The sequence below is a fragment of the Rhodoplanes sp. P11 genome (assembly GCF_964266735.1).
GTDB lineage: Bacteria > Pseudomonadota > Alphaproteobacteria > Rhizobiales > Xanthobacteraceae > Rhodoplanes > Rhodoplanes serenus.
Map to the genome: position 1 here is coordinate 452,863 of NZ_CAXWGY010000001.1, position 17,940 is coordinate 470,802.

Below are 17,940 nucleotides of genomic sequence, written 5' to 3' on the forward strand. Positions count from 1 at the left end.
GCCTGTCACTCTGCCGCGACCGCGGCCACCGGGGCCGCCGCCGTTCCGCCCACGAGATCGACGACCGCCAGCCGCGTGCGGATGCGCTGCGTCGTGCTGTCCTGGAAGCGGATCACGGTGTCGACCGGAATTTCGCGGTCGCCGCCGTAGAGCGCCTCGATGATCGTGGCGTAGCGCTCGTTGATGACGCCGCGCCGTACTTTGCGGGTGCGCGTCAGTTCGTCGTCGTCGGCGTCGAGCTCCTTGTAGAGGAGGAGGAAACGCGCGATGCGCTGGTGCGGCGGCAGCGTCGCGTTGACGCCCTCTACCTCGGCGCGCAAGAGGTCGTAGACCTCGGGCTTGGCGGAGAGGTCGGTGTAGGTCGTGAAGGCGATGCGGTTCTTCTCGGCCCACTTGGAGACAATCGAGAAGCGGATGCAGATCATCGCGGCGATCGCCGACCGGCCGGCGCCGAGCACCACCGCCTCGGCCACGTAGGGCGAGAACTTCAGCTTGTTCTCGATGTACTGCGGCGAGAACTGGCTGCCGTCGGAGGTCTCGGCGAGATCCTTCTTACGGTCGATCACCACCAGCCGGCCGTTCGGATCAAAGTAGCCTGCGTCGCCGGTGTACATCCAGCCGTTGCGGATGTCGGCCGCGGTCGCCTCCGGGGCCTTGAAGTAGCCGTGGAACATGTTGGCGTGCCGCGCCACCACCTCGCCGAGGCCGTTCTTGTCGGGCTCGTCGATGCGGATCTCGACCTCGTTCGACATCGCGACGCCGACCGAGTCGGGATCGACCTCGCCGACGCGGTGCGTCACGTAGGCGCCGAGCAGCTCGGTCTGCCCGTAGATCTGGCGGAGCGGCACCCCGAGCGCGAGGAAGAAGCGGAACGTGTCCGGGCCGAGCGCGGCGCCGCCGGTCGCGGCCGAGCGCAATCGCGTGAAACCGAGCCGGTCGCGCAGCGCCCGGAACACCAGGATCTCGGCCAGCAGCGAGCGGTTTCCGCGCGCCTGCGCGGCGAGTCCGGCCTTCAGGCCGATCTCGTAGAGCTTCCGCTTGAGCGGCGTCGAATCCATGATGCGGGCGCGCACGTCGGCCGCGATCGCCTCCCACACCCGCGGCGCGAACAGCACGAAGGTCGGCGCGATTTCACGAAAATCGTGCATCATCGTGTCGGGTTCTTCGACGAAGTTCACCGTCATGCGCGACAGCAGCGCCTTCCCGAACACGTAGACCTGCTCCATGATCCACGGCAGCGGCAGCACCGAGACGTAATCGTCGCCGGGCTCCTTCGGGTCGCAGCCGAGATACGCGGCGGCGTGCCGGAGCGTGCGCACCGCCGACAGCATGGCGATCTTGGGCCGCGCCGTGGTGCCGGACGTGGTGCACAGCACGGCCACGGCTTCCCCCTCGGTCGCGTCGACCAGGCGGTCGTAGAGGCCGGGCTCGCGGGCGTGCCGGTCGCGGCCACGCTTCGCCAGCGCCTCGGCCGAGAGGAGCCGCGGATCGTCGTATTTCCGCATCCCGCGCGGGTCGGAATAGACGATGTGTTTCATCGAGGGCACCCGCTCGCCGACGCCGAGCAGCTTGTCGACCTGCTCCTCGTCTTCGGCGAACACCACCTTGGCCTCACCGTTGCTCAGGAGGTATTCGAGTTCGTCCTCGAGCACGTCGCGATAGATGCCGAGGCTCATCGCGCCGAGCGCGTGGGCGGCGATCTGGCCGGCCACCCAGTCGGGACGGTTGTCGCCGATCAGCCCGATGACGTCGCCGCGGCCGATCCCGAGATCGAGCAGTCCGAGCGAGAAATCGCGCACCCGGGCGTGGTAGTCGGCCCAGGAAAAGCTCTTCCAGATGCCGAGATCCTTCTCGCGCAAAGCGACGTCGTCCGGATTCTCGAACGCGTTGAGGCGCAGGAGCTTCGGAAAGGTGTCGGCCTGCGCGATGCGACTTGCGTAGTCGATCATGCGCCGACCCGTGCGTCGGTCTCGGCCGCCGTTTCGGCAGCGGGCGGGGCGGCGGCGCGCGCGCCCTCGTCGTCGGTCTCGCCCAGATAGGCGCGCTTCACGTGCGGGTCGGCGAGCACGTCGGCGGGCAGGCCCTCGGCGATCTTGTAGCCCAGCTCCAGCACCATCACTCGGTGCGAGATGTCGGCCACCACGCCCATGTCGTGCTCGATCATGATCACCGTCATGTCGAACTCCTCGTTGAGGTCGACGATGGTGCGGGCCATGTCCTCCTTCTCCTCGAGGTTCATGCCGGCCATCGGCTCGTCGAGGAGGATCAGGGTCGGCTCCAGCGCCATCGCGCGGGCGACCTCGACGCGCTTGCGCAGCCCGTAGGACAGCGTGCCGGCGACCGCCTTGCGGACCGACTGGAGGTCGAGGAAGTCGATGATCTCCTCGACCCGCCGGCGATGCTCGAGTTCCTCCTTGCGGGCGCCGAGCCAGTAGAGCGCCCCGGTGAGGAAGTTGTTCCTCAGCAGGTGATGGCGCCCGATCATGATGTTGTCGAGCACCGTCATGTGATGGAACAGCGCGAGGTTCTGGAACGTGCGGCCGATCCCGAGCGTCGCCCGCGCGTTCGGCAACTGCCCGGAAATATTGGTGCCTTTGAAGAGAATCTGACCTTCGCTCGGGACGTAGCGGCCCGAGATGCAGTTGACCATCGAGGTCTTGCCGGACCCGTTCGGTCCGATGATCGAGAACAACTCGCCCGGGGCGACCGAAAAGCCTACCCCGTTCAGCGCCCGAACTCCGCCGAAGCGCAGCGACACCCCGCGCACCTCCAGGAGCGGCGTCTGTGCCGTCATCCCTGTGCCCTCCTCCCGGCGGCCTCGGCGAGACACACGGGCGCATGGCCCGTTGGCGCCCCGGTGCCGCAAAACGCGTTTCTCACCCCTCGCGAACCTGATCGGTCCGTCTTCGGCGGCATGGCGCCGCTCTTGTGATCGTGGAGCCCGGTTGTTTCCCCGCGCTTTTCCAGATGGTGCCCAGCTTCGCGCCGGGAATCAAACTGTAAGAAGCAATTCGGAACTCATCCCATGGTCGCAGGTGCCCCGCGGTGCGGCACGGGTCGCCGCAGGTGTGCTGCGATGCAGCACGGGTCAGATGAACTGTTCACGACCCGACCGTTCTTTAGCTCGCGCCGGCTGACGGCGACGCTCCAGACCGAGTGGTGGCGGATCAATCTCAGCAACTTGGTCGGTTTCCGTGTCGATCCACCCGCGCCTGCCGGCGCGCTTTTCGTCACGCTCGCCAGCCGACGTTTCACACTTTCGGCACGAATTTCACTTGCAACCACCCCGGAAACTAACGCACGTTAGTCGGTAACACAAGGCCGGCGAACGGCCGTGAGGATCGCGGGGAAGGAGACTGATCATGTCCGACAGCCTGCCAAACCGCCAGCCGAACAGCCTGCCGGGCCTCGGCCTTCAAGGACTGGACTTCGGCCTCGGCGAGACCGCTGACGCCCTGCGCGCCGCAGTCGCCCGCTTCGCCGCGGACGAGATCGCGCCGCGCGCCGCCGAAATCGACGCGACCAACACGTTCCCGGCCGACCTCTGGCGCAAGCTCGGTGACCTCGGCCTGCTCGGCGTCACGGTCGAGGAGGAGTTCGGGGGCGCCGGCGTCGGCTATCTGGAACACGTCGTGGCGATGGAGGAAATCAGCCGCGCCTCGGCCTCAGTGGGTCTCTCTTACGGCGCGCACTCCAACCTTTGCGTCAACCAGATCCGTCGCAACGCTTCGCCAGAGCAGAAGCGCCGCTACCTGCCCCGGCTGATCTCCGGCGAGCACGTCGGCGCACTGGCGATGTCCGAGCCCGGCGCAGGCTCGGATGTCGTCGGCATGCGCCTGAAGGCCGACAAGCGCGGCGACCGCTACGTGCTGAACGGCTCGAAGATGTGGATCACCAACGGCCCCGACGCCGACGTGCTGGTGGTCTACGCCAAGACCGACCCCGCGGCCGGGCCGCGCGGCATCACCGCGTTCCTGGTCGAGAGGGGATTTGCAGGTTTCTCCAGCGCGCAGAAGCTCGACAAGCTCGGCATGCGCGGCTCCAACACCTGCGAGCTGGTGTTTCAGGACTGCGAAGTACCCGAGGAGAACGTGCTCGGCGAGGTCGGGCGCGGCGTCAACGTGCTGATGAGCGGCCTCGATTACGAGCGCGCCGTGCTGGCCGCCGGCCCGCTCGGCATCATGCAGGCGTGCCTGGATGTCGTGTTGCCCTACGTCCACGAGCGCAAGCAGTTCGGCAAGGCGATCGGCGAGTTCCAGCTGATGCAGGCCAAGCTCGCCGACATGTACACGGTGACGAACGCCGCGCGCGCCTACGTCTACGCGGTGGCGCGGGCCTGCGACCGCGGCCAGGCGACGCGCAAGGACGCGGCCGGCGCGATCCTGTTCGCCGCCGAGAAGGCGACCTGGATGGCGCTGGAGGCGATCCAGGCGCTCGGCGGCAACGGCTACATCAACGACTATCCCACCGGCCGCCTGCTGCGCGACGCCAAGCTCTACGAGATCGGCGCCGGCACCAGCGAGATCCGGCGGATGCTGATCGGCCGCGAGCTGTTCGACGAGGCGGCCTGAAGGGAGCACGAGGCGTGCCGGCGATCGACTCGACCCTCGACCCCACCTCTGCCGAAGCCCGCGCAAATACCGCAGCCATGCGCGCGCTGGTGGACGACTTGCGCCAGACCGCCGGGCGCGCCCGCCTCGGCGGCGACGAGGTCGCGCGCAAGCGTCACCTCGCCCGCGGCAAGCTGCTGCCGCGCGACCGCATCCGGGCGCTGATCGATCCGCTGTCGCCGTTCCTGGAGGTCGGCCAGCTCGCCGCGCACGGCCTGTACGGCGGCGAGGTGCCGTCGGCCGGCATCGTCACCGGCATCGGCCGCGTCGCCGGTCGCGAGTGCATGATCATCGCCAACGACGCCACCGTGAAGGGCGGCAGTTACTTTCCGATGACCGTGCAGAAACACCTGCGGGCGCAAGAGATCGCGCTGCAGAACCGGCTGTCGTGCATCTATCTCGTCGACAGCGGCGGCGCCAACCTGCCCAGCCAGGACGAGGTGTTCCCGGGACGTGATCACTTCGGCCGGATCTTCTTCAACCAGGCCACCATGTCGGCCGAAGGCATCGCCCAGATCGCCGTGGTGATGGGCTCGTGCACGGCCGGCGGCGCCTATGTGCCGGCGATGTCGGACGAGACCGTGATCGTCCGCAACCAGGGCACCATCTTCCTCGCCGGCCCGCCGCTGGTGAAGGCCGCGACCGGCGAGGTTGTCAGTGCCGAGGAGCTCGGCGGCGCCGACGTGCACAGCCGCACCTCGGGCGTCACCGACCACTACGCCGAGAACGACGCGCATGCTCTCGGCATCGCGCGCCGCATCGTCGCCAGCCTCAACGCGGTGAAGCGGCCGGCGGTCGAGCTGCGCCGGCCGGTCGAGCCGCGCTACGCCGCGGACGAGGTTTACGCCGTCGTGCCGGCAAATCTGCGCACGCCCTACGACGTGCGCGAGGTCATCGCGCGTATCACCGACGGCAGCGAGTTCGACGAGTTCAAACGGCTCTACGGCCCGACGCTGGTGTGCGGCTTCGCCCATGTCTGGGGCTATCCGGTCGGCATTGTCGCCAACAACGGCATCCTGTTCTCGGAGAGCGCGCAGAAAGGCGCGCATTTCGTCGAGCTGTGCGCGCAGCGCTGCGTGCCGCTGGTCTTCCTGCAGAACATCACCGGCTTCATGGTGGGCAAGCGCTACGAGGCCGGCGGCATCGCCAAGGACGGCGCCAAGATGGTCACGGCCGTCGCCACCGCCGCGGTGCCGAAGTTCACGGTAATCATCGGCGGCAGCTTCGGAGCCGGCAACTACGGCATGTGCGGCCGCGCTTATTCGCCGCGGTTCCTGTGGATGTGGCCGAACGCGCGCATCGGCGTGATGGGCGGCGAGCAGGCGGCCTCCGTGCTGGCCACGGTGCGGCGCGAGGGCATCGAGGCGCGTGGCGGCTCGTGGTCGAGTGACGACGAGGAAGCGTTCAAGGCGCCGGTCCGCGCGCAGTACGAGACCCAGGGCCATCCCTATTATTCCAGTTCGCGCCTGTGGGACGACGGCGTGATCGACCCGGCCGACACGCGGCGCGTGCTGGCCCTCGGCCTCTCGGCCAGCCTCAACGCGCCGATACCGCAGACCCGCTTCGGCCTGTTCCGGATGTAGGTAACGATGAGCAGCACCTTTCAAGAAGCGGTGGACGCGCGCGGCATCGCCAGGCTCACCCTCGACCGCCCCGATCGCCACAACGCCTTTGATGACGCACTGATCGCAGACTTGACGGCAGCGCTGCGCCGCCTCGGCAATGACGCCAGGGTCCGCGCCGTGGTGCTGGCGAGCCGCGGTCGCAGCTTCTCGGCCGGCGCCGACCTCGACTGGATGCGGCGGATGGCAACCCTTTCGTTCGAGGCGAACCTGAAGGACGCTCGCGGGCTGGCGGAGTTGATGCACACGCTCGACCGGGTGCCCAAGCCGACCGTGGCGTTGGTGCAGGGCGCGGCCTATGGCGGCGGCGTCGGGCTCGTTGCCTGCTGCGACGTCGCCATCGCCTCGGAACGTGCGAGCTTCGGCCTGAGCGAGGTCAAGCTCGGGCTGACGCCTGCAACCATCAGCCCCTATGTCATCGCCGCCATTGGCGCGCGCTGGGCCCGCCGCCTGTTCCAGACCGCCGAGGTGATTTCGGCCTTGCGCGCAAAGGATATCGGGCTGGTGCACGAGGTGGTGCCCGAGGATGCGCTGGAAGCCGCGGGCGAGACGGCACTGAGCGCGATCCTGCAGGGTGCGCCGGGCGCCCAGGCCGATGCCAAGGATCTCGTCTTCCTGTGCCAGGGGCGGTCGTTGGATGGCGCGCTGGGGGAAGAGACCTGCCGGCGCATCGCGTTGCGCCGCGCCTCCGGGGAAGGCCGCGAGGGCATCGCGGCTTTCCTCGACAAGCGCCCGCCCGCGTGGCGGCGCGAACCCTGAGGTGGCGCCATGTTCCGCAAAGTCCTCATCGCCAACCGCGGCGAAATCGCCTGCCGGGTGATCGCCACCGCCCGCCGGCTGGGCATCACGACCGTCGCCGTCTATTCCGAAGCCGATGCATCGGCGCGGCACATGCGGCTCGCCGACGAGGCGTGGCCGATCGGGCCAGCATCTGCCCGCCAGAGCTATCTAAATGCCGAGAAGATCCTGGAGGTCGCCCGCCGCTCGGGCGCCGAGGCGATCCACCCCGGCTACGGCTTCTTGTCGGAGAACGCGGCGTTCGCGGCGGCCTGCGCGGCGGCAGACCTGGTTTTCATCGGCCCGCCGGTGGCGGCGATTCGCGCCATGGGGTCCAAAGCCGAGTCGAAAGCGTTGATGGAGCGCTCCGGCGTGCCGCTAGTGCCCGGCTATCACGGCGCCGACCAGCACCTCGCGGTGCTCGAGGAGGCAGCCGAGCGCATCGGCTATCCGGTGCTGATCAAGGCCTCGGCCGGTGGCGGCGGCAAGGGCATGCGAATCGTCGCTTCACCGAGCGAGATCCAGGCCGCCATCAACGGCGCCAAGCGCGAGGCGCTCGCCTCGTTCGGCGACGACCGCGTGCTGGTCGAAAAGTACCTGACCCGGCCGCGGCACATCGAGATCCAAGTTTTCGCCGACACGCAGGGGCACACCGTCTCGCTGTTCGAGCGCGACTGCTCGATCCAGCGCCGGCACCAGAAGGTGATCGAGGAGGCGCCCGCCCCCGGCATGGATCCATTGCGGCGCAAGGCGATGGGCGAGGCTGCGGTCGCGGCGGCACGCGCGGTGGGCTACGTCGGCGCCGGCACGGTGGAGTTCATCGCGGAGGGCGACGCCTTCTACTTCATGGAGATGAACACGCGCCTGCAAGTCGAGCACCCCGTGACGGAGATGGTCACGGGCCTCGACCTCGTGGAGTGGCAGCTGCGCGTCGCGGCCGGCGAGCCGCTGCCGCAGGGTGCGGATCACCTCGATCTCCGCGGCCACGCCATCGAGGCGCGGGTGTACGCCGAGGATCCGGCGCGGGATTTTTTACCCGCGGTGGGGACGCTCGCCCACCTGCGCCAACCTTGCGAGGTGCCGGGCCGGGTGCGGGTCGACACCGGCGTCGTCCAAGGCGACCAGATCACCCCCAACTACGACCCGATGATCGCCAAGCTGATCGTGTGGGGGGAGGACCGCGTGACCGCTGTGCGTCAACTGGCAGTGGCGCTGGCCGAGTACGAGGTGGTGGGCGTCACCACCAATCTCGGCCTGCTGCGCACGATTGCGGCGCATCCCTCTTTCTCGGCGGGAGCGTTCGACACCAGCTTCATCGCCCGCCACGCCGCCGACTTGATGCCCGCGGCAGAGGACGACGCGCTGGATGCCGCGGTGTGGGCCGCGGCCGCGCTGACCACCGTACACGCGGAGCGCGCCGCCATCGCAGCGCAGACCGCGGCGAGCGGCGATCCGTGGTCGCCCTGGGCCGCGGGCGATGCGTGGCGGATGAACGGCGACGGCTATCAGGACCTGCACTTCCGCCACGGCGATGCTCCCGCCGTCGCGCTGCGCACTCATCCGCTCGGTGAAAGCGGTTTTCGCCTGCACCTGCCCAGCGGATCGGTCCAGGCGACGTTGGCCGAGGACGAGGCGGGGACGCGCGTCGTCCTCGACGGCGTGTCGCGGCGCTTCCGCGTGGTTCGCCGCGGCGCCGAGCTGACGGTGATCTTCTCCGGCCGCAATCACGTTCTGATGCAGGAGGATCCGCTCGCCCCGCCGCGCACTGACACGGCGGGCGCCGAGCGCGTCACCGCCCCGGTGCCGGGCCGGGTCGCCCGCGTGCTGGTCGAGCCCGGCGACGTCGTCGAGGCCAACGCGGCGCTGGTTGTGATCGAGGCGATGAAGATGGAAATCACGCTGCGCGCGCCGCTCGGTGGCACGGTCGCCGAGGTCCGCCACACCGAGGACGACATGGTCGAAGAAGGCACCGAGCTGGTCACCTTCGCAACAGATGCCGCCGCGGAGGCGGTGCCATGAGCTATCCGGCGCGGGTACGCGTGGTCGAGGTGGGTCCTCGCGACGGGCTGCAGAACGAACCCGGGATGGTGCCGACGGACGCCAAGGCTTCGCTTATCGAGGCCCTCGCCGATGCCGGCCTGACCAGCATCGAGGCCGGCAGCTTCGTGTCGCCGAAGTGGGTGCCGCAGATGGCCGACACGAGCGCGGTGTTGGCCCGGCTGCGCCCGCGGCCGGAGGTCGCGTACCCCGTGCTGGTGCCGAACCTGCAAGGGTTGGAGCGCGCCCTCGCCTGCGGCGTGCGCGAGATCGCGGTGTTCGGCTCGGCCTCCGAGAGCTTCGCCGAGCGCAACATCAACTGCTCGATCGCGGAGAGCTTCGAGCGCTTCACGCCGGTCGTGGAGCGCGCGCAAAACGCCGGCTTGAGGGTGCGCGGCTATGTCTCCTGCACGCTCGGCTGCCCCTACGAGGGCGAGATTTCCGCAGATGCCGTGGCCGAGGTCGCAAGCGCCTTGATCAAAATGGGCTGCTTCGAGGTCTCGCTCGGCGACACGATCGGCGTCGGCACCCCGCTTAAGGCCCGGCGGATGGTCGAGCGCGTGGCGACCGATGTACCACCCGAAAAGCTCGCGCTGCACTTCCACGACACCTTTGGCCAGGCGCTCGCGAACATCCTTGCCTGTCTGGAGCTGGGCGTTGCGGTGATCGACAGCGCGGTCGCCGGCCTCGGCGGCTGCCCCTATGCGCCGGGCGCCAGCGGCAACGTCGCGACCGAAGATGTCGTCTACATGCTCGGCGGCATGGGTATCGCGACCGGCGTCGATCTGCGCGCCCTCGCCACGGCCGGGCAACTCGTCTCGCGCCAGCTCGGCCGGGAACCCGCCTCGAGAGTGGCGCGGGCGCTGGCCGCCCGGCAGCCGCCCGAAACAAGCAAGACTCAGGGAGGATGCGATGGCCAAAGAGTCGATCCGTGAGGCGCCGAGCTACGTCAGTGGCACGGCCGAGGAACCGCTGCTCGGCTTCACGATCGGCGAAGCGCTGGACCGCGCCGCGGCAAGTTGGGGCGACGAGATCGCCCTGATCGCGCGGGGGCAAAACATCCGCTGGACGTGGCGCGAGCTCAAAGAACGCGCGGAGGCCTTCGCCGCGGGCCTGCTCGCGCTCGGCCTCGAGCGCGGCGAGCGCATCGGCATCTGGTCGCTCAACCGCGCGGAATGGACGCTGACCCAGTTCGCCGCGGCAAAGGCGGGGCTGATCCTGGTCAACATCAACCCGGCCTACCGATCGACCGAGCTGGAGTTCGCCCTCAACAAGGTGGGCTGCAAGGCCCTGGTGACGGCGACCGCGTTCAAGACCAGCGATTATTTGGGGATGGTCAACAAGCTGGCGCCGGAGCTGGCAGCCTCGGAGCCGGGTCGGCTGACCGCCGAGCGCCTGCCGCACCTGCGCATGGTGATCCAGATCGGAGGGCCGGCCGTACCGGGCACTCTCCTCTTCGAGGAGATCGGGACAAAAGGCGGCGCGGCCGAGCGCGACACGCTGCGCCACCTCGCCGGCCGGATTCAGTTCGACGACGCCGTCAACATCCAGTTCACCAACGCCACCACCGGCTCGCCCGAGGGCGTGACGCTGACCCACCACAACATCCTCAACAACGGTTATTTCATCGGCCGCGCCCTCCGGCTGACGAGGGCTGACCGCATCTGCATCCCGGTCCCGCTCTACCACTGCTTCGGCATGGTGATCGGCAATCTCGCGGCGCTGACGCATGGTGCCACCATGGTCTATCCCGGCGAGGGCTTCGACCCGCTGGCGACGCTGGAAGCCGTTCAGGCGGAAGGCTGCACGGCGCTCTATGGTGTGCCGACCATGTTCATCGCCGAGCTGGACCATCCCGAGTTCGCACGCTTCGACCTCGGCTCGCTGCGCACCGGCGTGATGGCCGGCGCGCCGTGCCCGATCGAGGTGATGCAGCGCGTCGTCGAGCGTATGAACATGCGCGAGGTCACCATCTGCTACGGCATGACCGAGACCAGCCCGGTGAGCTTCCAGAGCGCCGTCGACGATCCGCTGGAGCGGCGCGTCACCACGGTCGGCCGGGTGCATCCGCACCTCGAGGTCAAGATCGTCGACGCCGAGGGCCACGTGGTGCCGCGCGGCCGGCCCGGCGAGCTGTGCACCCGCGGCTATTCGGTGATGCTCGGCTATTGGGACGACACCGGGAAGACGGCGGAGGTGGTCGACGCGGCGCGCTGGATGCACACTGGCGACCTCGCCACCCTCGACGCCGAGGGCTTCTGCAACATCGTCGGCCGCGTCAAGGACATGGTGATCCGCGGCGGCGAGAACGTCTATCCGCGCGAGGTCGAGGAGTTCCTGTTCCGCCACCCCAAGGTCCAGGAGGTGCAGGTGTTCGGCGTCGCCGACGCCAAGTACGGCGAGGAGCTGTGCGCCTGGATCCGGCTGCGGGAGGGCGAGACGATGTCAGACGACGAGGTGCGTGCCTTCTGCGAGGGGCAGATCGCCAACCACAAGATCCCGCGCTATATCCAGTTCGTCGACGCGTTCCCGATGCCCGTCACCGGCCAGACCCAGAAGTTCATGATGCGCCAGACGGTGGAGGACCAGCTCGGCCTTAAGCGCGCCGAGACGGCGTGAGACGCTTTCCGGGTGATGGACTCAGGTATCCGGGAACGGTGGCGCCTGGATGACCTGGAGCGTCATGAATCGGGCCGAGGTTCTCGATCGAGTCCGGGTCCGCGTGCAGCCGATCACCGTGGGAAGCGGAAGACGCTGATCTGCTTGCGGAGGGCGGCCGGGCAGGCGACGAGTGGCCGCGAAAGGCGCCGAGCATCGATCGCAACGGACTTCTGTTCAGGCGGTCCGGACACCGGCAGGCCGCGTCGACCGGGGGTCGGCCGCCCCCGGCAGTCGGCCGATACAGCCGTGCAGCACCATGTGGGTGTGCAGCTCCACCACCTCGGCCTTGGTCAACCGGCCTTCCGGCTTGTACCAAGTGCAGGCGCCGGTCAGCATGGCCAGGATGGCGTAGGCGGTGACGCGGGTGTCGCGGATCTCGAACTCGCCGGCCGCCACGCCCGCGTCGAGTAGCGCGATCAGCCGACCCTCGTAGGCCCGGCGCATGGCGACGATCGTCGCGTAATGGGAGGGCTCCAGCGCGCGCAACTCGAAGTTGGCGATGAACACCTCCTGTTTTTTTTCCAGATGATAGAGGATGTGGTGGGTGATGAACGCGTAGAGGCGCTCGGACACAGCCGCCGGCGCGGCACCCAGCGCGGCATCGGTTTGCGCCAGCAGAGCCTCCATGTGCTCGCGGATCAGGTCGAACAACAGGTCCTGCTTGGTGCGGATATGATTGTAGAGCGAGGCGGCCTGGATCCCGACTTCGGCCGCCAACTCGCGCAGGCTCATCGCCTCGAAGCCGCGGCGATAGATCAGCCGTAGCCCGACGCGTCGGATGGCGGCAGCCGTGCGCTGCCCATTAGACCCGGCCTTGCGGCCCATCGTCCCTCCCCTCGGGGCTCCCTCGAAACGGACACCCCCACGCGGCCGAAGCCCGCAGATCGAGTCTAACACTTTGCACCCAAGGTTGACGACGGCGAGGATTTGCGTTGATCGGCAGTCCAGACGAAGGGGTCGGCATCGCAGGATGCAGACATCGCTGCGAAGGCACGTAGCCGACCGTCAACGGTCGTCACAAGAACACCGACTTGGCCGCGTTGCTACCCTGGAATTGGCGTCCTTTCGTTCCCGTCGCCCGCGCCGCTTGACCCTGGCCGCGCCAACCGTTGCACACCAAGTCCGAACCCTCGGCGGCGTCGGGCGCGCTTTCGCGGGCCTGGTCGAGGGCGAGATCGGCGTCCGCCAGCGAGAAGCCCGTCACCGACCCGTCGAAGTCCAGGTCGATCAAGGCTTGAAGCTCGATCGCCAGGATCTCGGTGTCCCACCCCGCGTTCAAGGCGAGCTTGTTGTCGGCGAGGACATAGGCGCGCCGCTCGCCCGCCGACAAATGGGACAGCTTGAGGGTCGGCACTTCCCCGAGTCCGAGCTGGGCGGCCGCCATCACCCGGCCGTGTCCAGCGATGATCTCGCCGTCGTCGCTGATCAGCACCGGGTTGGTGAAACCGACCGCTTGATGCTGTCGGCGATCTGCCGGACCTGCTTCTTCGAATGCCGTCGGGCATTTCCGGTATAGGGCCGCAGCGACGATGTCCGTCGCATCTCGATCTTGGGCGCAGAAACCGACACGGCACCACACTCCGAACAACGTGTACACATTGCGGCCGCCCATCGACCCGGCGGCCCCGGAGGACTCGATTCGCCTCTTGTTCCCGATTCGCACAGAATCAGAAGACAAACGCCACTATTCTAGAATTACAAAGCTGCCTGCACCACCAGCCGATCGGCGAACGCGCGACCGTCTCGACAAACCGTGACGCAAGTTCCGGCCAGATCGAATCCGAATGTCCGTTCTTCGGGCTGATCGAGCGCCTCGGCGGCGAGCCTCGCCCGCGCCTGGCCCTATATCACCACGGCGCTCCGCTGCACCGGCTGGAACGTCTTTCCCAAGCTCTCCACCCGCGGGTCGATCTTGTCGGCCGGACCGAGGTCGAGGATGAGCACATGATCGTGGTCGGTGCGGATGATCTCCTCCAGTCGCAGCGCCAGCTCGACGCGGCGACGCGCCGTCAGCCGGCACTGAAAGACCGAGAGCTGGAGCCAGCGGCCATAGCCATGCATCAGCTTGAACACCCGGCGCCACCGCTTCTCGTCGGCGATGTCGTAGGTGACCACATAGAGCCGCTCCTCGATCACCCTCGCCTCCCGCGGCCGAGATGGGCCGGCCCGCGCGATCCGGCGTCACGCGGCAACCGTCGCCGCTCTGCGTCGCCCGCATCGAGAACAGGCGACGCGGATGCGGAGATCGCGGCGCCCCCGGCCATCTCTCAGCGCACCAGATAGTGCGGATAGGCATCGATCTCGCCGGCGAGATGGCGACCGAGCAGCCGCGCCTGCACCTCGAGCAGCCGCCGCATCGCCACCCGATAGCCGAACACCGGATGCGTCACCTCCTGGTCGAGGCGGCGCTCGTAGGCGGCGATGAAGGCGCGCTTGGCGACCGGCTTCAGGTTGACGGCGGGGCCGGCGGCGTAGAAGCCGTCCGGCTTCACCTCGCCGTTGTTGATCACCTGGATGACGGTCGAGTCGGCGAGGATCGGCCGGAACGGCTCCATCATGTCGAGAGCGAGCGCGGCGCGGCCGAAGCGCGGCTTGTGATAGAAGCCGAGATACGGATCGAAGCCGACGCCCGACAGCACCGTGTGCCAGGTGCGGGTGAGCAGCGCGTAGGCGAACGACAGCATGGCGTTGACCGGATCGGCGGGCGGGCGGCGCGTACGCTTGTCGAACGCGAAGGCCGGAAAGCCGCGAGCGGTCTCGCCCAGCATGGTGTCGAACAGCCGGAAATAGCGCGCCGCCGCCTCGCCTTCGATCCCCAACAGCTCCGCCTCGGTCGGCACATGCAGGGCACGGTCGGCGAGCCGCGCCATCGCCTCGAGGGCGCCGTCGCGGACGGCCTCGTCGCCGGCCTTGAAGTTGCGACGCAGGAAGACGCGGGCGTTCCTGATCTTCGCCGCCACGAGGGTGCGCGAAAAGGCGAGCGCGCGGCGCTCGTCGAAGGCGGCGCGATACTGAACGATGCGCAGGCTCACATTGCGGTGGCCGGTCGACACCGTATGGCCCAGCACCCAGCCGCCCGCCGACGCCCAGGTGACCGGAATCTCCTCGCGCAGCAGCGCCGCGACGGTCGGCCCGGTCACCGACACCGGGCCGTGCAGCACCAAGGCGGAGACCTCGCCGATCGGCACCTCGGCCTTCTGCTCGTCGGTCTCGATCACCAGCGTCTCGCCGGATTTTCGCACCCGCGCGCCGGGCTCCTGCACATAGAGCGGCAGCGCCGCGTCGGCGGATGGGTTGAGCGGGCGCGGCGCCAGGCCCTTGCGGAAGAACGACACCTCGTCGGGCAGGCAGATGCCGGCGAGCGAGCACTTGGTGCATTTCGGGCTGTCGAGCAGCGGCGGCGGCAGCCTGCCGGCGGCGGCCGCGAGACGGAGCTGCGCGATCGCGGTGCGGGTTTCTCCGCGCAGCGCCTCGTCCAGCGCGACGCGCACCCGCTCGCGCGAGCCGGCGTACCAGATCGCGCCCTCGGTCACACGGTAGCCGGCGTCCTCCAGAATCAGCGCCTGGGCGCATACCTGCACGCGCTCCGGCGCGTAGGCACCCTCGGCGACATGCGGCCGCTTGCCCTTCTTGGTGTCGACCGGCGTGACGGTGCCGTCCTCGCCTTCCACCAGGTCCATCTTGGCGACGATGCCGAGCCTCTCCGAGGCAAGCATCACGGAGCGGACCGAAAAGTCGGGCTTGTCGTCGACGGCCTCGGCGGCCGGCAGCCGCCCGCCGCCGGCGTCGACACGCACATGGGCGCGGCGTCCCTGCTCGGTATCGTCCGAGTCGGCCCACTCGCCGTCTACCCATTCGAGGAACGCGAGCCGCGGGCAATAGACCCACTCGTTGACCATGCGCACCGGCACCAGCGGCGTCTCGGCCGTCGCCGGCGGCGCCGGCAGGTCGAACGAGAGCTGGGTCGCCATGACACACCCTTGGGTCGCAAAATCAGCCGACGACTCATTAAAGCGGGAGGCGCCGGCAGCGTCCAGCCCCCACCCCGCACATCAGTCGTTCGCCGCCTGGGCTACTCCACCCCCTCGAACGCGCCCATCCCGAAGTGACGGTGGCGCCCGAGGCAGAATGGACCTTCGACCGCCACCGCGAAAGCGAGTGTGGCGAGCCAGCCGCAACGGTCGAACTGAGGTGCCTCACGCCGCACCGTCCAACCAGCGGGCGCCTGGTGCAGCACTTCGATCCGCGGCGTCGGCAGGTCGGCTCGGCGGCATTCGCGAATCAGGTCGGCCGCGACGACGCTCTCCAGATCGCCGCCCTTGGGAAAGCGAGTGAGCAAATAAGGGGTCCGGCTTCGCCAGACCCGCCCCTGCGCCGGCACTGCCGCCGTGACGGCCACCACTGTCGCCGCGCGGACGCCGTTGCGCACGACGACGTGCAGGCTGCTCACCAGCCGGCCGACGTCGCGGGTTTCCCGCTCGGACGCCCCCGGCGGCACGATGATCTCGACGGCGTCGATGCGGCCATCACGGTCGGCATCGTACGGCACGATGAACAGATGCGCGGGAGCGCCTGCGCGAAGCACACCACCACTCGCGTCGTGACCGGACAACCAGCTCGGCAAGGCGTCGCCATGATCGACCCGCCATCGTCCCATCAGCGCGGCGCGAACCGCCTCGGCGAAGCTCAGCGCGTCGGTGGTCGGGATCGGCTGCGCCGTCTCGACGGCAAGCCGCCATCGCCGGGGCTGAAGCTCGTCGCGGGCCGGGGCCATCAGGCCGAGCCCGACGAAACGACCGTCCCCGATCACCAGCGGGGCCCGCACGGGCTCTTTCAACGCGATCTCCAGATGCCACAGGCGCGCGGCGTCGAACCGCGAGCCGGCCGAGAACGCCTCGGCGCGCGCACCGCGAGCCGAGAACGGCTCGCGCTGAAGACGGACGACTTCGGCACGGCGCAGCCCGGCATGCCGCAGCGCGTCGTTCACCGCCGCAGCCGCCGCTCCCTCGCGTTCGCGGCGCGCCGCTCCGCCGACACGGCCGGCTGCCCGGCGGATCGGCAGCGCCACCGGCGTGACGGTGCGCCACACAGTGGCGGCATCGCGCTCGGCATGACGGCCAGGACGGTAGTGGCGCAACATCGCCGTGTCGTCGGATCGCACCAGCGTGGCGGCGCGGTGGTCGACGACCTCGCCGGTGTCCGGGTCGACTCCGAGATCGAGGCCGGAGAACGCCCAGGCAACATCGGCGGCCGGGATCGGGCAATCGGGCGGCACCTCCACCAGAACGCGGCGGATCGACGGATCGGTCTGCGCCATGCCGATCGACGGCAACGGCACGATACGCACACGCTGTGGCTTGTCGGCCTCGCCGGCGCCGCGGCCGATCAGCAGACGCTCGACCTGTGCGGCTCGCGCCGATGTCGCATCGTGCAGGAGGCGCGCCGCCGCGAGATCGCGGAGCCGCGCCGCCAGCTCGGCACAGCGTTCGAGCGGCCACGGACGGAACGGGCGGCCGCTGTCCGGCGGTGCGGCGAGCTCGAACAGGACCCGGGTCGGCGGGCAATCGTAGGCGACCATGCGGAAGCGCGCCGGCGGCGCCTGGCGCAGTTGTCCGCTCACCTTCAGCCGGCCGGCGAACCCTTGGTGCCTTATGACCAAGGACTGGAGCGAGCCGCTGCTGGGACAGCGTAGCGTCACCCCCTCCCGGCCCCCCCTCGGGCGATGGACGGGGCCCGCATGACGGGCGAGGCGCTCCTCCAGTGTCTCGACGGAGACCACCTCGGCGCGGGCAAACGCCATGTCGACGCCGCGACCGAACTGATACAGGCGCGCAGCGATCCGGCCGATCGTCGCCAGCTCGGTCTCGGCAAGCCCCTCGACCGGCCAGGCGACGAGAAATACGCCCGGCGCCTCGAACAGCATCGGCTGCACCCGCTTCGGTGCGCGAATGCTGCCGATGCGGGCGGGATCGCCGCCCACCGTGTCGAGATCGTTGTTGGGAACGTAGAGCTTGACGGCTTGGCCCGGCCGGCTCCGCGGCACCGCGACGATCGGGGCCGGCGCACGCTCCAGCGCCTCCAGCGCAGCCTGCTCGGCCGGACCGATCGCCGCGCCGCGCGCTGCGGCGGCGACCAGCGCCTGGAACAGCCGGAACGGCGAAGGCGGCCATTCGTCCGCACCGTGCCAGCGCGCGTCGTGCAGCCTGATCTCGAACAGGAGAAAGCGACTCATC

Annotated in this window: 13 protein-coding genes; 6 read left to right on the forward strand and 7 right to left on the reverse strand. The window is 69.1% G+C overall.

The features are described 5' to 3' along the window. Positions 1 to 5 precede the first annotated feature (5 nt). Entirely contained in the window at positions 6 to 1,949 is a 1,944-nt protein-coding gene (locus ACFQUV_RS02100; RefSeq protein ID WP_129611628.1) for a long-chain fatty acid--CoA ligase, read from the reverse strand. Next, a complete protein-coding gene (locus ACFQUV_RS02105; protein ID WP_129611629.1) occupies positions 1,946 to 2,794 on the reverse strand; it encodes an ABC transporter ATP-binding protein in 849 nt (282 codons plus the stop codon). The genes ACFQUV_RS02100 and ACFQUV_RS02105 overlap by 4 nt, the downstream gene beginning before the upstream one ends. A gap of 568 nt (positions 2,795 to 3,362) precedes the next feature. Here ACFQUV_RS02105 and ACFQUV_RS02110 point away from each other — a divergent pair. From ACFQUV_RS02110 to ACFQUV_RS02135, 6 genes are all read left to right on the forward strand, one after another. Continuing rightward, positions 3,363 to 4,571 (forward strand): isovaleryl-CoA dehydrogenase, encoded by a 1,209-nt coding sequence (locus ACFQUV_RS02110; protein ID WP_129611630.1) that lies wholly within the window; start codon positions 3,363 to 3,365, stop codon positions 4,569 to 4,571. A 77-nt stretch (positions 4,572 to 4,648) separates the two neighbouring features. Beyond that, positions 4,649 to 6,193: a carboxyl transferase domain-containing protein gene (locus ACFQUV_RS02115; RefSeq protein ID WP_280176775.1), complete on the forward strand. Its 1,545-nt coding sequence runs from the start codon at positions 4,649 to 4,651 to the stop codon at positions 6,191 to 6,193. Positions 6,194 to 6,199: 6 nt separating this feature from the next. Beyond that, a complete protein-coding gene (locus tag ACFQUV_RS02120) occupies positions 6,200 to 6,991 on the forward strand; it encodes an enoyl-CoA hydratase/isomerase family protein (RefSeq protein WP_129611632.1) in 792 nt (263 codons plus the stop codon). Between the two features lie 9 nt (positions 6,992 to 7,000). After that, positions 7,001 to 9,028: a biotin carboxylase N-terminal domain-containing protein gene (locus ACFQUV_RS02125; RefSeq protein ID WP_129611633.1), complete on the forward strand. Its 2,028-nt coding sequence runs from the start codon at positions 7,001 to 7,003 to the stop codon at positions 9,026 to 9,028. Beyond that, complete coding sequence (locus tag ACFQUV_RS02130; RefSeq protein ID WP_129611634.1) at positions 9,025 to 9,981, forward strand: hydroxymethylglutaryl-CoA lyase; 957 nt, start codon at positions 9,025 to 9,027, stop codon at positions 9,979 to 9,981. Before ACFQUV_RS02125 ends, ACFQUV_RS02130 begins: the two co-directional genes overlap by 4 nt. Further along, a complete protein-coding gene (locus ACFQUV_RS02135) occupies positions 9,959 to 11,665 on the forward strand; it encodes an AMP-binding protein (RefSeq protein WP_129611635.1) in 1,707 nt (568 codons plus the stop codon). The genes ACFQUV_RS02130 and ACFQUV_RS02135 overlap by 23 nt, the downstream gene beginning before the upstream one ends. A 216-nt stretch (positions 11,666 to 11,881) precedes the next feature. On the opposite strand, the gene ACFQUV_RS02140 is transcribed toward ACFQUV_RS02135, so the two are convergent. The 5 genes from ACFQUV_RS02140 to csb2 form a co-directional block, all read right to left on the reverse strand. Continuing rightward, positions 11,882 to 12,532, reverse strand: a complete 651-nt coding sequence (locus ACFQUV_RS02140) for a TetR/AcrR family transcriptional regulator (RefSeq protein WP_129611636.1) — start codon at positions 12,530 to 12,532, stop codon at positions 11,882 to 11,884. Between the two features lie 190 nt (positions 12,533 to 12,722). After that, positions 12,723 to 13,304: a ParB/Srx family N-terminal domain-containing protein gene (locus ACFQUV_RS02145; RefSeq protein WP_207211622.1), complete on the reverse strand. Its 582-nt coding sequence runs from the start codon at positions 13,302 to 13,304 to the stop codon at positions 12,723 to 12,725. Between the two features lie 245 nt (positions 13,305 to 13,549). Beyond that, entirely contained in the window at positions 13,550 to 13,843 is a 294-nt protein-coding gene (gene cas2, locus ACFQUV_RS02150; protein WP_207211623.1) for a CRISPR-associated endonuclease Cas2, read from the reverse strand. Positions 13,844 to 13,974: 131 nt separating this feature from the next. Then, complete coding sequence (gene cas1, locus ACFQUV_RS02155; RefSeq protein ID WP_129611637.1) at positions 13,975 to 15,678, reverse strand: CRISPR-associated endonuclease Cas1; 1,704 nt, start codon at positions 15,676 to 15,678, stop codon at positions 13,975 to 13,977. Positions 15,679 to 15,779: 101 nt separating this feature from the next. Next, on the reverse strand, positions 15,780 to 17,939 hold the full coding sequence (gene csb2, locus ACFQUV_RS02160; RefSeq protein ID WP_378394061.1) for a type I-U CRISPR-associated protein Csb2: 2,160 nt from the start codon (positions 17,937 to 17,939) through the stop codon (positions 15,780 to 15,782). Between the last annotated feature and the right edge of the window lies 1 nt (position 17,940).